This window comes from Nocardioides sp. Root122 (genome assembly GCF_001425025.1).
Classification (GTDB): Bacteria; Actinomycetota; Actinomycetes; order Propionibacteriales; family Nocardioidaceae; genus Nocardioides.
Genome location: NZ_LMDE01000010.1, coordinates 632286 through 650963 on the forward strand (window position 1 = coordinate 632286; position 18678 = coordinate 650963).

16 protein-coding genes are annotated in these 18678 nt (G+C 72.1%); 8 read left to right on the plus strand and 8 right to left on the minus strand.

Features of this window, described 5'->3' with window-relative positions; all coding sequences use genetic code 11:
- Positions 1 to 6: 6 nt before the first annotated feature.
- From ASC64_RS12080 to ASC64_RS12090, 3 genes are all read right to left on the minus strand, one after another.
- On the minus strand, positions 7 to 387 hold the full coding sequence (locus tag ASC64_RS12080; protein WP_056907751.1) for an RNA polymerase-binding protein RbpA: 381 nt from the start codon (positions 385 to 387) through the stop codon (positions 7 to 9).
- A 259-nt stretch (positions 388 to 646) separates the two neighbouring features.
- A complete protein-coding gene (locus ASC64_RS12085) occupies positions 647 to 1999 on the minus strand; it encodes an MFS transporter (protein ID WP_056907752.1) in 1353 nt (450 codons plus the stop codon).
- The gene (locus tag ASC64_RS12090) at positions 1996 to 2802 is read right to left on the minus strand and encodes a glycerophosphodiester phosphodiesterase (RefSeq protein ID WP_056907753.1); all 807 of its coding nucleotides are present in this window, start codon (positions 2800 to 2802) and stop codon (positions 1996 to 1998) included. Before ASC64_RS12090 ends, ASC64_RS12085 begins: the two co-directional genes overlap by 4 nt.
- 45 nt (positions 2803 to 2847) lie before the next feature.
- Between ASC64_RS12090 and ASC64_RS12095 the strand changes: the two genes are divergently transcribed.
- A complete protein-coding gene (locus ASC64_RS12095) occupies positions 2848 to 3099 on the plus strand; it encodes a TFIIB-type zinc ribbon-containing protein (protein WP_235563700.1) in 252 nt (83 codons plus the stop codon).
- 466 nt (positions 3100 to 3565) lie between these two features.
- Here ASC64_RS12095 and ASC64_RS12100 read toward each other — a convergent pair whose 3' ends face one another.
- A complete protein-coding gene (locus ASC64_RS12100; RefSeq protein ID WP_056907922.1) occupies positions 3566 to 5089 on the minus strand; it encodes a helix-turn-helix domain-containing protein in 1524 nt (507 codons plus the stop codon).
- A gap of 139 nt (positions 5090 to 5228) precedes the next feature.
- On the opposite strand from ASC64_RS12100, the gene ASC64_RS12105 reads away from it, so the two are divergent.
- The 4 genes from ASC64_RS12105 to ASC64_RS12120 all read left to right on the plus strand — a co-directional run bounded on the left by ASC64_RS12105 (position 5229) and on the right by ASC64_RS12120 (position 10364).
- Positions 5229 to 6245, plus strand: a complete 1017-nt coding sequence (locus ASC64_RS12105; protein WP_056907755.1) for a zinc-dependent alcohol dehydrogenase family protein — start codon at positions 5229 to 5231, stop codon at positions 6243 to 6245.
- Positions 6242 to 8017 (plus strand): alkaline phosphatase D family protein, encoded by a 1776-nt coding sequence (locus tag ASC64_RS12110; RefSeq protein WP_235563702.1) that lies wholly within the window; start codon positions 6242 to 6244, stop codon positions 8015 to 8017. Before ASC64_RS12105 ends, ASC64_RS12110 begins: the two co-directional genes overlap by 4 nt.
- A gap of 342 nt (positions 8018 to 8359) precedes the next feature.
- Positions 8360 to 9256 (plus strand): cation diffusion facilitator family transporter, encoded by an 897-nt coding sequence (locus ASC64_RS12115; RefSeq protein WP_056907756.1) that lies wholly within the window; start codon positions 8360 to 8362, stop codon positions 9254 to 9256.
- A 7-nt stretch (positions 9257 to 9263) separates the two neighbouring features.
- Positions 9264 to 10364, plus strand: a complete 1101-nt coding sequence (locus tag ASC64_RS12120) for a DNA glycosylase AlkZ-like family protein (RefSeq protein ID WP_056907757.1) — start codon at positions 9264 to 9266, stop codon at positions 10362 to 10364.
- Between the two features lie 12 nt (positions 10365 to 10376).
- Here ASC64_RS12120 and ASC64_RS12125 read toward each other — a convergent pair whose 3' ends face one another.
- Genes ASC64_RS12125 through ASC64_RS12135 form a run of 3 tightly spaced genes read right to left on the minus strand, consistent with a single transcriptional unit; the run spans position 10377 to position 12321 of the window.
- Positions 10377 to 11000, minus strand: a complete 624-nt coding sequence (locus ASC64_RS12125; RefSeq protein WP_056907758.1) for a CG0192-related protein — start codon at positions 10998 to 11000, stop codon at positions 10377 to 10379.
- Positions 11001 to 11034: 34 nt separating this feature from the next.
- Positions 11035 to 11829 carry an SRPBCC family protein gene (locus ASC64_RS12130; protein ID WP_056907759.1) on the minus strand — a complete coding sequence of 265 codons (795 nt, stop codon included), beginning with the start codon at positions 11827 to 11829 and terminating at the stop codon, positions 11035 to 11037.
- A gap of 9 nt (positions 11830 to 11838) precedes the next feature.
- Positions 11839 to 12321, minus strand: a complete 483-nt coding sequence (locus ASC64_RS12135; RefSeq protein ID WP_082550445.1) for a pyridoxamine 5'-phosphate oxidase family protein — start codon at positions 12319 to 12321, stop codon at positions 11839 to 11841.
- A 141-nt stretch (positions 12322 to 12462) separates the two neighbouring features.
- On the opposite strand from ASC64_RS12135, the gene ASC64_RS12140 reads away from it, so the two are divergent.
- Genes ASC64_RS12140 through mmuM form a run of 3 tightly spaced genes read left to right on the plus strand, consistent with a single transcriptional unit; the run spans position 12463 to position 16426 of the window.
- On the plus strand, positions 12463 to 14826 hold the full coding sequence (locus ASC64_RS12140; protein WP_056907760.1) for an ATP-binding cassette domain-containing protein: 2364 nt from the start codon (positions 12463 to 12465) through the stop codon (positions 14824 to 14826).
- Positions 14826 to 15485 (plus strand): alpha/beta fold hydrolase, encoded by a 660-nt coding sequence (locus ASC64_RS12145; protein WP_056907761.1) that lies wholly within the window; start codon positions 14826 to 14828, stop codon positions 15483 to 15485. The genes ASC64_RS12140 and ASC64_RS12145 overlap by 1 nt, the downstream gene beginning before the upstream one ends.
- A gap of 38 nt (positions 15486 to 15523) precedes the next feature.
- Positions 15524 to 16426: a homocysteine S-methyltransferase gene (gene mmuM / locus ASC64_RS12150; protein WP_056907762.1), complete on the plus strand. Its 903-nt coding sequence runs from the start codon at positions 15524 to 15526 to the stop codon at positions 16424 to 16426.
- A 34-nt stretch (positions 16427 to 16460) separates the two neighbouring features.
- On the opposite strand, the gene helR is transcribed toward mmuM, so the two are convergent.
- The gene (helR, locus tag ASC64_RS12155; protein WP_056907763.1) at positions 16461 to 18638 is read right to left on the minus strand and encodes an RNA polymerase recycling motor ATPase HelR; all 2178 of its coding nucleotides are present in this window, start codon (positions 18636 to 18638) and stop codon (positions 16461 to 16463) included.
- Positions 18639 to 18678: the final 40 nt, after the last annotated feature.

Sequence of the window (18678 nt, forward strand, 5' to 3'; positions counted from 1 at the left end):
GAGCGGTCAGCTGACTCGCTTCTTCTTGTTCGCGCGGTGCAGGTGCGCCGGGCCGATCTCGCCGCCGCGCAGCAGCTCGAGGCGCTCCTTGAGGATGTCCTCGAGCTCCTTCTCCGAGCGGCGCTCCAGGAGCATGTCCCAGTGCGTGCGAACCGGCTTCTCGACCTTCTCCTCGGGGAGGATGCCGGCCGTGCTCAGTGCCTCCTCGCCGCAGCGCGGGCACTCCCACTTCGCCGGGATGTCGGCCTCGACCGACATGGTGACCTCGAAGTCATGTCCCTGCTTGCATCGATATCCGACCTGCTGACGAGCTGCGAACTCGATGCCGCGCTCGTCCTCAAAGCTCTGGCCGCCGAGCCTCGCGCCACGCAGTGTGCGCTCCGCCACCGTGCCCACCTCCAATGGGTTGCTGACACCCGTCGTACGTGTTGTACCGGGTCAAAGGTGAGACGGGCCAGAACCGGGTTCGTGACGCCGCTCGTGACGGCGCGGCCCATCCCCTGTGATCCTTCAACGGTAGCGGGGCAGCCCACATTCCGTGGATTCGAGACCCGGGAAACCACCCTCAGGCGAGACGAACTTCACCCCCAGGGGTGCAACCTGCCGAGGTCACGGCCCAGCGGCCACCGGATCTTGCGGGCGGCCGTCAGATCACGGCCGGCTGCTCGTTGCCGGCGTCGCGGATCCCGCGGGCGGTGTCGACCCGGATGAGCAGCAGGCCGCCGACCACGAAGAAGGCGATGAGAGCGAAGATGGCCGGCCGGTAGGAGTCGGTCAGCTGGAAGACCACGCCGAACACGAGCGTGCCGAACCACGACGTACCGCGGTCCATCGCGTGGTAGAAGCTGAAGTACTCGGCTTCCTTGCCCTTCGGGATCAGCAGCGAGTAGTAGGACCGGGCGAGCGCCTGGGTGCCGCCGAGGACGATGCCGATGGCTGCACCGAGGAGCAGGAACGGCACGAGGGACTCCTCCGGCAGGAAGAGCGCCGCGGTGACGATCAGCATCCACACGACCAGGCCGCCGAGGATGGTGTGCTTGGCGCCGTAGCGGTTGGCGAGGCGACCGAACAGCAAGGCGCCACCGAACGCGACGAACTGCACCAGCAGGATCGTGGCGATCAGCACCGACTGCCCGAACCCGAGCTCCTTCGAGCCGTAGGTCGAGGACGAGGCGATGACGGTCTGGATCCCGTCGTTGAAGAACAGGTAGGCGAGCAGGAAGGTCAGGGCCATCGGGTAGTTCTTCATCTCGCGCAGCGTGACGAAGAGCTGGCCGAAGCTGCGGGCCAGCACGTTGCCCTCGACCTGCTCGACGTCGGCCGGCGGGTGGTCGGAGAGGCGGAGGTAGGGGATGAAGGTGAAGGCGGCCCACCACACGCACGCCGACAGCATGCTGATCCGGGTCGCCTCACCCTCGGTGAGCCCGAAGGGCAGCAGGGTGAAGAGCGCGAGGTTGACCACCAGCAGCAGGCCGCCGCCGAGGTAGCCCCAGGCCCAGCCGCGCGAGGAGACCCGGTCACGGTTCGCCTCGTCCGAGATGATCGGCAGGATCGAGTCGTTGACGACCATCGAGGCCGCCAGGCAGAGGTTCGCGAAGATGATCGCGACGGCCCCGATCTGCCAGTTGCCGTCGCGGCAGAACCACAGCAGCGAGCCGAAGCCGGCGCCCGCCCAGGCGAAGCCACCCAGCCACTTCCGCTTCTTCTCCGTGCGGTCCATGAAGGCGCCGAGCGGCGGCAGCAGGACCGCGGACAGGATGGTGGCGAACGTGACGAGGTACGACGGCAGCGAGCCCGGCGCCACCGCGATGCCGAGCAGCGAGACCCGGTCGTCGACGGCGGCGTCCTCGGCGACGGAGATGATGTAGGGCGCGAACATCACGGTGCCGACGGTGGTGACGAAGGCGCTGTTGGCCCAGTCGTACCAGTACCAGGCCTTCTGCTCCCTGGCCTGCTCGAGCGGCTTCAGGTCGGCGATGCCACCGTCTACTTGACTCATGAGTCACCCTCCCGGCGGCTCTCGGCGCCGTTCCACAGTCCGCGTGCGCGGAGCACGTCCCTGAGTATGTCCGTGCGATCGGTCATGATGCCGTCGACACCACGGTCGAGGAGGGCGTTCATCTCGATTGGGTCGTCGATGGTCCAGACGTGCACCTGCAGGCCCGCCGCGTGCGCACGGCGCACGAGCCCGCTCGAGGCCACCAGGACCCGACCCTGGCGGTGCGGCACCTGCAGGGCGACCGGCCGTCCCCGGGTCAGCCACCGCGCCAGGCGCGCGCTGGGGGAGAGGACGAAGGCGACCACCTCCAGCGGGCCGGCCGAGGTGGCCACGCGCCCGCGCGTGCGCCGGCGGAACGCGCGCATCCGACGTCCCGAGAACGAGCCCACCAGCACCCGGTCCCACGCGTCGCGCTCCTCGATGAACGCCGCGAGCGCCTCGACGGCGCCGTCGGACTTGATGTCGATGTTGAACCGCGCCTCCGGCAGGGCGTCGAACAGCGCGGCCAGCGTCGGCACCCGCTCCGAGCCACCGATCAGCGCCTGCTGGACCTCCGTCCACGTGGTGTCGGCGATGCTGCCCGTGCGGTCGGTGACCCGGTCCAGGACGGTGTCGTGGAAGGCCAGCAGGACGCCGTCGCTGGTGACGTGCACGTCGGTCTCGAGGTAGGTGTAGCCGAGGTCGACCGCGTGGGCGAACGCCACCAGGGTGTTCTCCAGGCCTTCGATGTCGGGGTGGTAGGCGCCGCCCCGGTGGGCGAAGGCCAGCGGGCGGGGCGAGTCGAGGTAACCCGGTGAGTTCACGGGGGAAAGTATGGGGGCGCGGAGTACCTTCGGGGGATGGAGAGCATGACGTGTCCCCGGTGCGGCGCCGAGATGGAGGAGCGGACCCTCGGTGAGGCCGCCGTCGCCCAGTGTCCCGACGGCCACGGGGTGTTCCTCTCCCGCGCCGACCTCGGCCTGCTCATCGAGGCCGAGAACGACTGGCACCGCAACGCCGGCCAGCACACCGCCCCGCTGCCCCGGATCACCCCGGACATGACCGCCCCGCCCGCCATGGGCAAGCAGTCCCGCGCTTGGGTCGAGACGCTATTTAACTGAGCTCTGTGCTTTCTGCGCTCGCTCCGCTCGCGCGTGCTCGGCGCCCCTGAAGACGTCGTCCTCGCTCCCAACCTGTCTCGCTGCGCTCGTCGCGCTTGCTCGCTCGTCGGTCCAGACGACGTCGGGCGCCGAGCGCGTGGGCTGAGGTGGGCGGGCGATCGGGGCCCTCGCTCGCGGCTTGTGGCCGGTGGTGCCGTCCGCGGCGCGGCGAACTCCCGCCGACCGGATCGCGCCAGCCTCCTCAACCCTCACGCTCGGCGGCCGCCGATGGAGGGACGACGTGCAGCCCGTCCGGAAGATCAGTTGCCCGGGGGTGCCGTCCGCGTCGCGACGGCGCCTGCAGGAGGAGGGCTGCAGCCGGGGGAGCGAAGCGGAGGAGGGTGCAGCAACGACGACGAAGGCGCCGTCTTCAGGCGACGCGGACACGCGCCGAAGCGAAGCGGAGGCGCCAGACAAGCACAGCGAGCTAGATATCTCTGAACGTCTCGATGTTGGCCCCGAGCTCGTTGAGGCGCTCGGCGAGGTCCTCGTAGCCGCGGTGGATGACGTACGTCGAGCGCAGCACGCTGCGGCCCTTCGAGGCGAGCATGGCGATCAGGAGGACCACGGCCGGGCGCAGGGCGGGCGGGCAGACGATCTCCGCGCCGGAGAAGTGCGTCGGGCCCTCGACGAGCACGCGGTGCGGGTCGAGCAGCTTGACCTGGGCGCCGAGCTTGTTGAGCTCGGTGAGGTAGATCGCCCGGTTCTCGTAGACCCAGTCGTGGAGGAGGGTCTGCCCGTCGGCGACGGCGGCGATGACGGCGAAGAACGGCAGGTTGTCGATGTTGAGGCCCGGGAAGGGCATCGGGTGGATCTTGTCGAGGGGCGCCCGGAGGTCGGAGGGGTGCGTGGTGATGTCGACCAGCCGGGTCTCGCCGTTGTTGGCGACGTACTCGGCGGAGCGGTCGTAGTGGAAGCCCATCTCCTCCAGCGTCGCCAGCTCGATCTCGAGGAACTCGATCGGCACGCGACGGATGGTGATCGAGGAGCGGGTCACGATGGCGGCGGCCAGCAGCGACATCGCCTCGATCGGGTCCTCGGAGGGGGAGTAGTCGACGTCCACGTCGATGGCCGTCTTGCCGGTGACCTTCAGCGTGGTCGTGCCGATGCCCTCCACGCCGACGCCGAGCTTGCGCAGGTAGAAGCAGAGGTCCTGGACCATGTAGTTGGACGAGGCGTTGCGGATCACCGTGGTGCCCGGGTGCAGGGCGGCCGCCATGAGTGCGTTCTCGGTGACGGTGTCGCCGCGCTCGGTGAGCACGATCGGCCGCGTCGGCTCGATGGTCCGGTTGACGCTCGCGTGGTAGGCGCCGTCGGTGGCCTTCACCTCGAGGCCGAAGGGTCGCAGGGCCGACATGTGCGGCTCCACGGTGCGCTCTCCGAGGTTGCAGCCGCCGGCGTAGGGGAGCTCGAACTCCTCGTAGCGGTGCAGGAGCGGCCCGAGGAACATGATCACCGAGCGGGTGCGCCGCGCGGCCGCCTCGTCGATGGCCGTGAGGTTGAGCTCAGCCGGCGGGATGATCTCGAGGTCGTTGTCGTCGCCGACCCAGCGGGTGGCCACGCCGAGGGAGTTCAGCACCTCGAGCAGGCGGTTGACCTCCTCGATCCGCGCCACCTTGCGCAGCGTCGTACGTCCCTTGTTCAGCAGGGAGGCGCACAGGAGCGCGACGCCGGCGTTCTTGGAGGTCTTCACGTCGATCGAGCCCGACAGGGTCGTCGGGCCGTCGACGCGCAGGTGCGTGGGGCCGGCGCCGAGGGCGACGATCTCGGAGTCGAGGGCCGCGCCGATGCGGGCCAGCATCTCGAGCGAGAGGTTCTGGTGGCCCTTCTCGATGCGGTTGATGGCACTCTGGCTGGTGCCGAGGAGCTCTGCGAGCTGGTGCTGGGTGAGCCCGCGGTGCTTGCGCGCGTCGCGGATGAGGTTGCCGATGCGGCCCTTGTAGTCAGCCATGCCGACCACGATATCTCAAATATGAGATAACGCCATCTTGCCCGCGCCGGGCTCGTGCCCCGACCGACGACAGGGGTGGTGGGCCCACCCGTCCCTGCGGGGGAGAGGGCGGTCGGGGTCGCGTGGCAGGATCGCGACCATGCGAGCAACCACGATCCACGCCCCCGGTGACGTCCGCTTCGAGGAGGTCGCCGACCCGAGGATCGAGGAGCCGACCGACGCGATCGTCAAGGTGGTCGCGGGCTGCATCTGCGGCTCGGACCTGTGGCCCTACCGCGGCCACAACGACATCGAGGCCGGCTCGACGATCGGCCACGAGTGCGTCGGCGTCGTCGAGGAGGTGGGCTCGGACGTCAAGGACTTCCGACCCGGGGACTTCGTCATCGTGCCCTTCTGCCACAGCGACAGCACCTGCGCCCACTGCCGCGCGGGCGTGCAGTCGGCCTGCGTGCACGCCGGCTTCACCGAGAGCGGCCAGGGGGAGTACGCCCGGGTGACCCAGGCCGACGGCAGCCTGGTGAAGACCGACGGCATGCCCGACGACGCACTCCTCCCCTCGCTGCTCACGCTCTCCGACGTCCTGCCCACCGGCTGGCACGCAGCGGTCGCCGCCGGCGTGAAGCCGGGCGGCACCGCGGTCGTGATCGGTGACGGCGCCGTCGGCCTGTGCGGCGTCCTGGCAGCGGCCCAGCTCGGCGCCGAGCGCGTCGTGGCCATGTCGCGCCACGAGCCTCGCCAGGCGATCGCCCGGGCCTTCGGCGCGACCGACATCGTCGCCGAGCGCGGCAAGGAGGGCGGTGCCCGGATCGCGGAGCTCACCCAGGGCATCGGCGCCGACGCGGTGCTGGAGTGCGTCGGCACTGATGAGTCGATGAAGACCGCCTTCGCCGTCGCCCGGCCCGGCGCGACCGTCGGCTTCGTCGGCGTGCCCCACGGCGTGGAGCTGCCGGTGCGCCGGATGTTCCAGAAGAACGTCGGCCTCGCCGGGGGCATGGCCCCGGTCCGCCGCTACCTCCCCGACCTGCTCGAGCGGGTGCTCTCGGGCTCCATCGACCCGGGCAAGGTCTTCGACCTGACCCTGCCGATGGCGGAGTCCCCCGAGGGCTACCGCGCGATGGACGAGCGGCGCGCGATCAAGGTCCTGCTCCAGCCGTGACCGGGACCGACGACCCGCTGGTCCTGGGCCCCCTGCTGAGGTACGTCGACGACACGTCCGCGTCCGTGTGGCTGGAGACCCGCGACACGGCAACCGTCACGGTCGTGCGCGGCGACGCCACCTCGACGGCGCGCACCTTCGCGGTCCACGGCCACCACTACGCGCTCGTGGAGCTCGACGACCTCACCCCCGGCAGCACCGAGGCCTACACCGTGGACGTCGACGGGGTGCGGGTGTGGCCGGAGCCGGACTCGCCCTTCCCGGCACCGGTGATCGCCACGCTCGAGCCGGGTCGCCCGCTGCGGATGGCGTTCGGCTCCTGCCGTACGTCGGTGACCCACGACGAGGCCGGCAACCGGATGCACGGCGTCGACGCGCTCCGGGCCTGGGCGCTGCGGATGGCCGACCACGTCGAGCCGGCCGCGAGCGCCGAGCCGGACGACCCCGACCTGGCGCCGCAGCTGCCGGACCTCGTGCTCTTCCTCGGCGACCAGGTCTACGCCGACGAGACGACCGACGAGATGCGTGCCTTCATCGAGTCGCGCCGCGACATCGAGCAGCCGCCGTGGACCGAGCTGAAGGACTACGAGGAGTACGCCCACCTCTACAGCCTGGCGTGGTCCGACCCCGCCAACCGCTGGCTGCTGTCGACCGTGCCGAGCTCGATGATCTTCGACGACCACGACATCCGCGACGACTGGAACACCTCGCTGGACTGGCGCCGGGAGATGGAGGCCACCTCGTGGTGGCACGGGCGCATCGTCGCCGGCCTGGGGTCCTACTGGGTCTACCAGCACCTGGGCAACCTCTCGCCCGCCCAGCGTGCCGAGGACGAGCTGTGGCAGCAGGTCGTGGCCCACGCCGGCGACGGCGAGCACGACCTCGGTGCGGCGATCGACGCGTTCGCGGAGCGGGTCGACCAGCACCCCGAGACCTACCGCTGGAGCTATGTCCGCGAGTTCGACACGCAGGCGCGCCTGGTCGTGGTCGACTCGCGTGCCGCGCGCGACCTCAGGCCCGACGCGCGGGCCATGCTCGACCCCGACGAGGCGGCCTGGCTCGACGACCAGCTGCGCGGCGACGTCGACCACCTGCTCGTCGGCACGTCGCTGCCCTTCCTGCTCGCCCGCGGGCTGCACCACCTCGAGGCCTTCAGCGAGGCGCTCGCGCAGGGCGCCTGGGGTGACCGCGGCGCACGCGCAGGCGAGCGCATCCGGCAGACCGTCGACCTCGAGCACTGGGGTGCCTTCCAGAAGAGCTTCCAGGAGGTCGCCCGCCAGGTCATGGAGGTCGCCGCAGGGGAGCGCGGTCGCGCCCCGTCGACGGTGACGTTCCTGTCCGGCGACGTGCACCACAGCTACGTCACCGAGGCGTGGCCGACGGACCGCGGGCGGCGGCTGCAGTCCACGCTCCTCCAGGCCGTGTGCTCACCGATCCGCAACCCGCTCTCGCGCAACATGCGCTTCGCGACGGCCGTGCTGTCCTACGGCGTCGCCGGACCGGCCGGCCGGCTGGCCTCGCGCTCCGCACGCGTCCCCGACCCGCCGCTGACCTGGCGCTACGCCGAGGGGCCCTGGTTCGACAACAACCTGGCGTGCCTGCAGGTGTCGGGGCGGGGCCTGCGGATGTGGTGGCTGACCGGCAAGGTCGTCGACGACGACGCACGACCGCGACTGGCGAAGGTGGCGACCTACGCCCTGGACGAGCAGGGCAACCCGCCCCCGCACGAGGGCACGATCTCGAAGCTCCGGCGGCGGCTCAGACGGCGCTGAGCGCCCGGTCGCGCCCGTGGGCGCAGTCGCACGTGTCCGAGCACGGGAGGAAGGTGTGCGTCCCGTGGCCGCAGCCGGTGCACGGAAGGTCGTGCGAGAGATGGACCGAGCTGGTCTCGACGGTGTCCCACATGGTGTTGCCCCCCACGGCAGTGCTGGTGTTCCGAGATGTCCTACTGGTGACGTCGAGACTCCCACCGCATGACGCCGCGCAGGCGAGAACGCGTGCTAAGTGCCTGATATTGGGGCACGAATGACCCGTTCGGGCCATGGCCGCCTGGCCCGTCCTCACCGCACGCCTTGCTCCGACCGGTGCCCTACCGGTGTCCTACGATCGGAGCCATGGGTGCGGGACACGGTCACGGACACGCGGGGGCGCGCCACCGCTGGCGTCTCGCGGTCGCCTTCGGGCTGGTCCTGTCGTTCCTGCTCGTCGAGCTCGCGACCGGCCTCTGGTCGGGCTCGCTCGCGCTCCTCTCCGACGCCGGTCACATGGCGGCTGACGTGGTGGCCCTCGGTGCTACGCTCGCCGCCACCCGCATCGCCACGCGGCCCGACACCACCGGACGCCGGACCTACGGCTCCTACCGCGCCGAGGTGTTCGCCTCGGGGTTCACCGTCCTGCTGATGCTGGGCACGGCGGTCTACGTCACCGTCGAGGCCGTACGCCGCCTCGGCCAGGACGTGGCGCCCGCCACCGCGCCGATGCTGGTCGTCGGTGCCCTCGGCCTCCTCGTCAACCTCGTCGCCCTCGCCCTCCTGCGTGGTGGCGCGAGCGACAGCCTCGCCGTCAAGGGCGCCTACCTCGAGGTGGTGGCCGACAGCCTCGGCTCCGTCGGCGTCATGGCCGCGGCGGTCCTGGTGATCGCCACCGGTCAGGGCTGGTGGGACACCGCCGTCGCCGTGGCCATCGCGCTCTTCGTCGCGGTCCGGGCCGTGCTTCTCGGCCGCGAGGTGATGACGGTGCTCGGGCAGCACGCGCCGGCCGGCGTCGACCCCGACGTGGTCGCCGCCGAGCTGGAGGCGATGGGCGGGGTCACCGGTGTCCACGACCTGCACCTGTGGACCCTGACCTCGGGCATGCACGTGGCCACTGCCCACCTGGTCGCCGACACGTCCGCCGACCGCGAGGCGGTGCTCGCGTCCGCCCGCACGCTGCTGCGCGAGCGCCACGGCATCGACCACGCCACGGTGCAGGTGGAGACCGACGCTGCCGCCTGCGCCGAGCTGTCCTGGTGACCCGCCGGTGAGGCCCCACGAGCTGTCCGGGGTCCAGGCGCGCCGGATCGCGGTCCGCGCGCAGCTGCTCGACGGCGACCGCCCCGACGACGTGCTCGAGGTGCTGCGCCACCTGGGCTTCCTCCAGGTGGACCTGACGCGGGTCGTCGCCGAGCACGCCGACCTGGCGCTGTGGACCCGCATCGGGCCCGGCTACGACCCCGACGACCTCGCGGGCCTGGTCGGCGACGGCGCCATGGTCGAGCACCAGGCGATGCTCCGGCCGAGCGAGGACATGGCACTGTTCCAGGCCGACATGGACGCCTGGCCGGGTGAGCCGCCGCTCAGGGAGTGGCAGGAGGACCTCCGCGACTGGGTGCAGGCCAACGACGGAGCGCGACGTGAGGTCCTCGCGCTGCTGCGCAGCGAGGGCCCGACGGCTGCCCGCGACCTCCCCGACAGCTGCGAGGTGCCGTGGCGCTCCTCGGGGTGGACCAACAACAAGAACGTCATGAAGCTCCTCGAGTGCATGGAGGCGCGCGGCGAGGTCGCCGTCGCCTCCCGCGAGGGCCGCGAACGCCGGTGGGACCTGGCCGAGCGGGTCCACCCGGGCGACGCAGCCGTGCCGGGGGAGGAGGCCCACCGCACCCTGGCCGCCCGTCGGCTGCGTGCCCTCGGCCTGGCACGCCCTCGCGCGCTCGAGGCGTGGCACGAGCCCTACGACGTGCGCGACGTGGGCGAGCCGGCGCGCGTGGACGGCGTCCGCGGGCTGTGGCGGGTCGACCCGTCGCTGCTGGACGACGAGTTCGAGGGCCGGACCGCGATCCTGTCGCCCCTCGACCGGCTGGTGTTCGACCGCAAGCGGATGGGCGACCTCTTCGCCTTCGACTACCAGCTCGAGATGTACAAGCCCGCCGGCCAGCGGATCTGGGGCTACTGGGCGATGCCGGTGCTCGACGGCGACGAGCTCGTCGGCAAGGTCGACGCCACCGCCGACCGGGAGGGCGGCGTGCTGGTCGTCGACGGCGTCCACGAGGACGGTGACTGGTCGACGGCGCGGCGGGCCCGGGTCGAGGCAGAGCTGCAGTCCCTCGCCGAGTGGCTGGGGCTCGAGCTCAGCCGCGGCTGAGCCCGGCCGTCGTCAGTGCTTCACGAGCACCGCGAGGACCGAGGTCTGCCCGCCGTCCACGATGGTGCCGCTGAGCTGCTCGCCCTCGCCCAGCGGCGTACCGACGACCCGCGCCAGTGCGATCCGCGTGGCGTCGGCGGCGACCGTGGTGATGTCGCCGTCGTCGCTCACGGAGTCGACGGCGGCCACCGGTTCGGTGGAGTCCGCGCTCCCGCTGCCCCGGACCTCCACCCGGGCCGGGATGTCGATGCGCTCCCCGTCCTGCTCGAAGTACATCGGAGACTGTGCCCCGCCCGTACGGATCGCAGCCACGAGCGTGGTGGCCCACACCGGGTCGCCGCACGCGTCGTAGACCCAGCGCCTGCCCAGCACCGAGTGGTCGCAGGTGCCGATGAGGTGCGCGTCGGCACCGTCCAGCGGCTCGGCACGGTAGGTGAGCGGCGTCTGGAGCACCGCGCCGTCGTCGGCCCGCCACAGGATCGTCTCGACCCCGACCTCGCCGGCCGGGTCGTCGAGGCGGTACTCGCCGACCTTGTCGACGACCCGGCGACCCGCGGCCCAGCCGCGTGAGGGCAGCCAGGACTCCACGAGCTCCTGCTTGGACGGTGTGAGCGTGGCGCGGTGCACGATTCCCATGGCGCGACCCTAGTCGCGCGAGACCCGGGAGCAGCTAGAGCTCGAGGCCGAGTGCTTCCGCCAGGCCTTCGGGATCGGCGACCGAGACGGTGGCGCCGGGGTGCGTGATCGTCGCCGTGGGGTCGATCGAGGGGACCGGCTCGTGGAACGTCAGGCACAGGGCGCGGTCGCCGTTGGTCGTGAAGGAGATCCCACGGTCCTCCAGCGACAGGTGCGGCGGACCGGCGGTCTTGATCCAGGCGAAGCCACCGGTGACCTCGACCGAGGCCACGTTGTCGACGGGCGTGACGAGGCGCCACGGCCCGTAGGCGATGTAGAGCCACTGCGGTCCGACCTCGACGGTCGCGGTGGCCGGGGTGATCCCGAACGCGCGACCCGCAGCGGCGTACGACGGCGCGAAGGCGAAGTCGAACGCCTGCACGTCCTCGACGGAACCGGTGCCGCCGGGCGGGGCCACCAGGCGGCGCAGCGCACGGGTGGCGGGCAGGCGGTAGCCCTGCAGGAGCGCCGAGGACCGGCCGGGCACCCGCAGCACCGCGCGGCTGCCGCCACCGGGGGCGGGCAGGACGAAGTGCTCCATCGCGGCGCCGGCGAACCGGCCCCCGATCGTCCACGACCACGAGCGCAGCTCGGGGTCGACCTCGGTGACCGTGAACGAGACCGGCACTCCCGCCGGGCCGTGGACGGTGCCCGTGGTGCCCGGGGCGAGGACGTCGTCGGTGGCGTCCACGCCCTGGATCAGGTGCGCCCAGGTCGGCCAGGTGTCCGGCTGCGTGAAGCGGCGCCAGACGTCGTCGGCGTGTGCGGGTCCGTGTGCGTCGACAAGCATGCCGAAGGGTTACAGGTCGACGGTGTCGTTGTCCCCGAGATCGGGACGCCCGTCGCCGATGAGGCCCTTCGCGACCTGGATCGCCGCCTTCACCTTGCCGGGCGACTCCCAGTACTCAGCAGTGCGGCCGTCGACGCGCAGCAGCACGTTGGACGGGTCGTCGGCGTCACCGGTCATGAACGCGCCCGCCGAGGCGTCCCAGAGCTCGTGCAGCTTGGCCCGGTCGTCGCTGATGGTGGCCGTGCCGGTGAGGGAGACCCAGCCGGAGTCGCTGGCGTACGACACGTTCACCCGCGGGTCGGCCTGGATGGCGTGCACCTTGTCGGTGTTGCGCTCGGTGAGGAACCAGACCGTGCCGGGGTCCTCGAAGTCCTGGGTGCCCATCGGTGTCGACACGAGCGTGCCCTCGAGGGAGACGTAGGTGAGGACCGCGATGCGCGTGTCCTCCATGATCTGGGCAACGGTCCGGAGCTGGTCGTCGTCAGTGGTCATGTCGCCCACACTGTCAGGCCGACCCTGACCGTCACCTCATCCCCACGGGCGGTGGTCACATCGGGGCGCCCCCGGTCGTCTGACTGGCAGGATGGGCCCGCACGTCGAGGGCGCACGACCACACAGGGGAGACGAGCACGCATGACCACCACACATCCGGCCGACGACCACGACCTGATCCGCGTGGAGGGGGCCCGCGAGAACAACCTCAAGGACGTCTCGGTCGACCTGCCCAAGCGCCGGCTCACGGTCTTCACGGGCGTCTCGGGGTCCGGGAAGAGCTCCCTGGTCTTCGCGACCATCGCCGCGGAGTCGCAGCGGATGATCAACGAGACCTACAGCGCCTTCGTGCAGGGGTTCATGCCGTCGCTGGCCCGCCCGGACGTCGACCACCTCGAGGGTCTCACCACGGCGATCATCGTCGACCAGGAGCGGATGGGCGCCAATCCCCGGTCCACGGTCGGCACCGCGACCGACGCCAACGCGATGCTGCGCATCCTCTACAGCCGGCTCGGCGACCCCTACGTCGGTCCGCCGACGGCGTACTCCTTCAACGTCCCGACGCGGAAGGCGAGCGGGATGATGACCACCGAGAAGGGCGGGCGCACCGAGCGGCGGATCGCCAAGCAGGAGGTCTACCTCGGCGGCATGTGCCCGCGCTGCGAGGGCATGGGCAAGGTCAACGACATCGACCTGACCGCGCTCTACGACGAGGAGAAGTCGCTCTCCGACGGCGCCCTGACGGTGCCCGGCTACTCCATGGACGGGTGGTACGGCCGGCTCTTCGAGGGCATGGGGCTGCCGATGGACAAGCCGATCAGGTCGTTCACCAAGAAGCAGCTCGAGACGATGCTGTGGTCGGAGCCGACCAAGATCAAGGTGGAGGGCGTCAACCTCACCTTCAACGGGATCATCCCGCAGATCCAGAAGTCGATGCTGTCCAAGGACCCGGAGGCGATGCAGCCGCACGTCCGCCGCTTCGTCGAGCGCGCGGTCACCTTCCAGACCTGCCCCGACTGTGAGGGGACGCGCCTCACGCCCGAGGCGCGCAGGTCGAAGATCCGGGGGAAGTCGATCGCCGACCTGTGCGAGATGCAGATCAGCGACCTCGCGGAGTGGGTGCGCGACCTCGACGAGCCCTCCGTCGCGCCGCTGCTCAAGGGGCTGCAGCACCTGCTCGACTCGTTCTCCGAGATCGGCCTGGGCTACCTCTCCCTCGACCGCCCGGCCGGCACCCTGTCCGGTGGCGAGGCCCAGCGCACCAAGATGATCCGGCACCTGGGGTCGTCGCTGACCGACGTCACCTACGTCTTCGACGAGCCCACGATCGGCCTGCACCCGCACGACATCGAGCGGATGAACCACCTGCTCCTCCAGCTGCGCGACAAGGGCAACACGGTGCTGGTGGTCGAGCACAAGCCCGAGACGATCTCGATCGCGGACCACCTCGTCGACCTCGGGCCCGGCGCGGGCGCGGACGGCGGCACCATCTGCTTCGAGGGTGACATCGACGGCCTGCGCGGCAGCGGCACGATCACCGGCAAGCACCTCGACGACCGCGCGCGCCTCAAGGAGTCGGTCCGCACCGCCACCGGCTCGATCCAGGTGCGCGGGGCGAGCACGCACAACCTGCGCGACGTCGACGTCGACGTGCCTCTCGGCGTCCTCACGGTCGTCACGGGCGTCGCCGGCTCGGGCAAGAGCTCGCTGATCCACGGCTCGCTGGCCGGGCACGACGACGTGATCGTCATCGACCAGGGCGCGATCAAGGGCTCGCGGCGCAGCAACCCCGCCACCTACACCGGGCTGCTCGAGCCGATCCGCAAGGCCTTCGCCAAGGCCAACGGCGTGAAGCCGGCGCTCTTCAGCTCCAACTCCGAGGGCGCGTGCGAGACCTGCAACGGCGCCGGCGTGATCTTCACCGAGCTCGGCCCGATGGCCACCGTCGAGTCGCCGTGCGAGGAGTGCGAGGGCCGCCGGTTCAAGGCCGAGGTGCTCCAGCACACGCTGGGCGGCAAGGACATCGCCGAGGTGCACGAGATGTCCGTGGTCGACGCGCGCGACCTGTTCAGCGACGGCGAGGCGAGGATCCCGGCGGCGGTGAAGATCCTCGACCGGCTCGTTGACGTCGGCCTGGGCTATCTCTCGCTCGGCCAGCCGCTGACCACGCTCTCCGGCGGCGAGCGCCAGCGACTCAAGCTCGCGACCCAGATGGGGGAGAAGGGCGACGTCTACGTCCTCGACGAGCCGACCACCGGCCTGCACCTCGCCGACGTGGAGAATCTCCTCGGCCTCCTCGACCGGCTGGTCGACGCCGGCAGGTCCGTGATCGTGATCGAGCACCACCAGGCCGTGATGGCGCACGCCGACTGGATCATCGACCTCGGCCCCGGTGCCGGGCACGACGGCGGACGGGTCGTGTTCGAGGGCCCGCCCGCCGAGCTCGTCGCGGCGAAGGAACCGACCCTGACCGGCAAGCACCTCGCGGACTACGTGGGCGCCTGATGCTGCTCCTGCACGGCCTCGGCGCCACGGGCGCGGTGTGGCGCGGCTGGGACGGTGTCGCGCCCGACCTGCCGGGGCACGGGACCGCGCCGTGGGACCCGCCGTACTCCTTCACCCGGCACGCCGAGGCCGTCCTGCCCCTCCTCGGCGAGGAGCCGGTCACCGTCGTGGGTCACTCGATGGGCGGGGTGGTGGCGCTCGCGCTCGCCGCGGTCGCGCCCGGACGCGTGCGCCGGGTGGTGGGACTGGGCATCAAGGTGCACTGGCCGGCCGAGGACGCGGCGCGGGCGGCCTCGCTCGCCGATCGGCCGGTGGTGGCGTACGACACCCGCGCGGAGGCCGTCGACCGGTTCCTGCGGGTCTCCGGGCTCGCCGGGCTCGTCCGTCCCGACGACCCGGTGGTCGACGCCGGCGTCGTCGCCGAGGGGAGTGGCTGGCGACTGGCCCAGGACCCCCGCACGTTCGGCGTCGGGGTGCCCGACATGGCCGGGCTGCTCGCCGCGGCCGGGTGCCCGGTGGTCCTCGCGAGGGGCGAGCACGACCCGATGGTCAGCCACGACGAGCTGGTCGCGCTGGTCGCCGACCCGGTGACCCTGCCGGGTCTCGGCCACAACGCGCACGTGGAGGACCCGGCGGCGGTGCTGGCGCTGACCGCCTGACGGCCGGCGGGCACACCCTCGGGTGCCAGACTCGTGCCATGAGCCGCGCCAGCCTCCGTGACACCGTCCGCACCCGGCCCGTCGTGCTCGACGGCGGCCTCGCCACGCTGCTCGAGCGCCACGGCCACGACCTGTCGAGCCACCTGTGGTCGGCACGCCTGCTGCGAGACGACCCGGCTGCGATCGAGCGGGCCCACCGCGAGTTCTTCGCTGCCGGCGCGGAGGTCGCGACGACGGCGTCCTACCAGGTGTCGTTCGAGGGGTTCGGCGCCGAGGGCGCCGACCGGGACGAGGTCGAGCAGCTGCTGCGCCGCAGCGTGGAGCTGGCGTCCGCCGCCCGGGACGCGGTCGCCCCCGACGGCTGGGTGGCTGCGTCCGTCGGACCCTACGGCGCGGTGCTCGCCGACGGCTCGGAGTACCGCGGCGACTACGACCTCGACGTCGACGGGTTGCGCGCGTTCCACCGGCCCCGCCTCGACGTGCTGGCCTCGACCGTGGGCGACGGCGCCGACGTGCTGGCGGTCGAGACCGTGCCCTGCCTCGCAGAGGTCGAGGCGGTGCTTGCCGAGCTCGACGGCAGCGGGGTGCCCGCGTGGTTGTCGCTCTCCGCGGCAGGAGGTCGGACGCGGGCCGGTGAGCCGCTCGCGGAGGCGTTCGCGATGGCGGCGGACGTCGCCGAGGTGATCGCCGTCGGGGTCAACTGCACGACGCCTGCCGACGCCGGCGCTGCGGTCGCCCTGGCGGGTGCGAGCGGTCCAGCCGTGGTCTACCCCAACTCCGGACAGGGCTGGGACGCCGTCGCGCGGTCCTGGACGGGGCGGTCCGCCTTCGAGCCTGCCGACGTCAGTGGCTGGGTGGCCGACGGCGCCCGCCTGGTCGGCGGGTGCTGCCGCGTCGGTCCGGAGGACATCACCGCGTTGCGGGCCACCCTCGCACCGTGACCGCACCCGTGTCCGGATGCGTGGCCCGGCAGCCTCAGCCGGTGAGCACCACGAGCCGCTCGGTCGCACGGGTCATCGCGACGTAGCGGTCCACCGCGCCCGTGACGCCGGCACCGAAGCGATCGGGGTCGACGAGCACGACGAGGTCGAACTCCAGGCCCTTGGCAAGCTCGGGGGTGAGCGAGCGCACGCGCGGGCGCTCCGCGAAGGACGGGTCGCCGATCACCACCGCCGTGCCCTCCGCGTGCTCGGCGAGCCAGGCGTCGAGGATCGCGTCGCGCGCCGCCGCGGGGGAGTGCAGGACGGGGATCCCGCTCTCCCGGACCGAGGTGGGCACGTTGGCCTCGGGGAGCTCCGCGCGGATCACCTGCTCGGCCTCGGCCATCACCTCCGCCGGCGTCCGGTAGTTGATGGTCAGCGCCGCGACCCGGGCGTCGCCCAGCCCGATGCGCCCCAGGCGCTCGGTCCAGGACTCGGCGAACCCGTGCCGGGCCTGCGCCCGGTCACCCACGATCGTGAGGCTGCGGGAGGGGGTGCGGCGCAGCAGCATGGTCCACTCGGCATCGGTGAGCTCCTGCGCCTCGTCGACCACGACGTGCGCGAAGGGTCCGGCCAGCCGGTCGGGGTCGGCGCCGGGCAGCGCGCCCTCGTCCACGAGCGCCGTCCGGAGGTCGTCGTGCACGAGCATCGACACGAGCCCGTCGCCGAACTCGTCGGCCCCGGACTCGCGCGCCGTGGTGCGCAGGTCGTCGATGACCTCGCCCATCCGGGCCCGCTCCCGCGCCTCCGCCGCCCGCGTCCGGCGCCGCCGGCGCGACTCCTCGGGATCGCCGAGCCGCAGCCGCGCGGCGTCCAGCAGGGGCAGGTCGGCGTACGTCCACGCCTCGGGGTCCGTGCGCCGGAGGGCCTGCACGTCGTCGGGCTCCAGCCAGGGCGCGCAGTGGCGGAGGTAGGCCGGGACCGTCCAGAGGTCACCGACGAGGTCAGTGTGCTCGAGGAGCGGCCACGCGCGGTCGAAGGCCTCGCGCAGCGCGCCGTGCCGCTCCAGCACCGACCGTGCGTCCTCCGGGGACAGCTCGGCGCTGTCGAGCTTGTCGACCAGGATCGTGACCACCTCGTCCCACACGTCGTCGCGCGCGAGGTTGTGCGGTGTGCCGGGGTCGGCCGAGCCGAACGCCTCGGCCCACTCGGCGACCGTCAGTCGCGCGTCGCCCCAGGGCGTCTCGACGAGGAGTGCCTCGGTGGGCGGCTCCTCGTAGAGCGCCACCGCGGGCTCGATCGCCCGGACCATGCGCAGGTCCGCCTTCAGCGCGGCGACGTGCTCGTCGGTCTCCGCGCCGGCGCTCGGTGACTCCGGCACGAGGTCGTGGAGCGTGCACGTCTGCACGCCCTCCTCGCCGAGGCTGGGCAGCACGTCGCCGACGTAGGCGAGGTAGGGCTGGTGCGGGCCGACGAAGAGCACCCCGCCGCGGCGGTGCCCGAGCCGCGGATCGGCGTAGAGGAGGTACGCCGTGCGGTGCAGCGCGACCACCGTCTTGCCCGTGCCGGGACCGCCGTCGACGACGAGCGCGCCCGCGCTGTCGGCGCGGACGATCGCGTCCTGGTCGGCCTGGATGGTGCCCAGCACGTCGCGCATCCGCGCCGTACGGCCGGCCCCGAGGGTCGCGATGAAGGCCGACTGGTCGTCCAGTGCCGCCGTGCGGGCCAGCCCCTCCGCGGTGAACGCCTCGTCCCAGTAGTCCACGATCCGGCCCCCGCTCCAGCGATAGCGGCGACGGCTGAGGAGACCGTGCGGACGGGCGTGGGTCGCCGCGAAGAACGGCTCGGCGGCGGGGGAGCGCCAGTCGACCAGCAGCCGCCGGCCGTCGGGGTCGGCGAGCCCGAGGCGACCGATGTAGGTCGGTTCGTCCCGGTCGTCGTGGACGATCCGGCCGAGGCAGAGGTCGAGGTCGTAACGCCGCAGCGCGCGCAGCCGCGCGGTGAGGCGGTGCACCTCCTGGTCGCGCTCGAGCGCGGCGGTGCCGTGGCGTGCGGTCGTCTGCCTCGCCTCGGCGAGCAGTCGCTCGATCTCGGCGACGGCGTGCTCCAGGCTGGTCGCGATGGCGTCGAAGTGGGCACGGTCCTGGTCGATGAGACCCGGATCCGCCTTGGCGCCGAGGGAGTCGGGAAGGGCGAACGGGGCGGTGTCCAGCGGCTGTCCGGGGTGCGTCACGCCGTGCAGTGTGAGTCACCCCCGGGGCCTTGCGGCAAGC

What these genes read in the sequence shown, in the direction of transcription:
- ASC64_RS12115 (WP_056907756.1), top strand. Translation starts at nt 8,360, where the DNA reads ATGGGTGCGGGACACGGTCACGGACACGCGGGGGCGCGCCACCGCTGG.
- ASC64_RS12140 (WP_056907760.1), top strand. Translation starts at nt 12,463, where the DNA reads ATGACCACCACACATCCGGCCGACGACCACGACCTGATCCGCGTGGAG.
- ASC64_RS12100 (WP_056907922.1), bottom strand. Translation starts at nt 5,089, where the DNA reads ATGGCTGACTACAAGGGCCGCATCGGCAACCTCATCCGCGACGCGCGC.
- ASC64_RS12130 (WP_056907759.1), bottom strand. Translation starts at nt 11,829, where the DNA reads ATGCTTGTCGACGCACACGGACCCGCACACGCCGACGACGTCTGGCGC.
- ASC64_RS12145 (WP_056907761.1), top strand. Translation starts at nt 14,826, where the DNA reads ATGCTGCTCCTGCACGGCCTCGGCGCCACGGGCGCGGTGTGGCGCGGC.
- ASC64_RS12135 (WP_082550445.1), bottom strand. Translation starts at nt 12,321, where the DNA reads ATGACCACTGACGACGACCAGCTCCGGACCGTTGCCCAGATCATGGAG.
- ASC64_RS12125 (WP_056907758.1), bottom strand. Translation starts at nt 11,000, where the DNA reads ATGGGAATCGTGCACCGCGCCACGCTCACACCGTCCAAGCAGGAGCTC.
- ASC64_RS12085 (WP_056907752.1), bottom strand. Translation starts at nt 1,999, where the DNA reads ATGAGTCAAGTAGACGGTGGCATCGCCGACCTGAAGCCGCTCGAGCAG.
- mmuM (WP_056907762.1), top strand. Translation starts at nt 15,524, where the DNA reads ATGAGCCGCGCCAGCCTCCGTGACACCGTCCGCACCCGGCCCGTCGTG.
- ASC64_RS12105 (WP_056907755.1), top strand. Translation starts at nt 5,229, where the DNA reads ATGCGAGCAACCACGATCCACGCCCCCGGTGACGTCCGCTTCGAGGAG.
- ASC64_RS12095 (WP_235563700.1), top strand. Translation starts at nt 2,848, where the DNA reads ATGACGTGTCCCCGGTGCGGCGCCGAGATGGAGGAGCGGACCCTCGGT.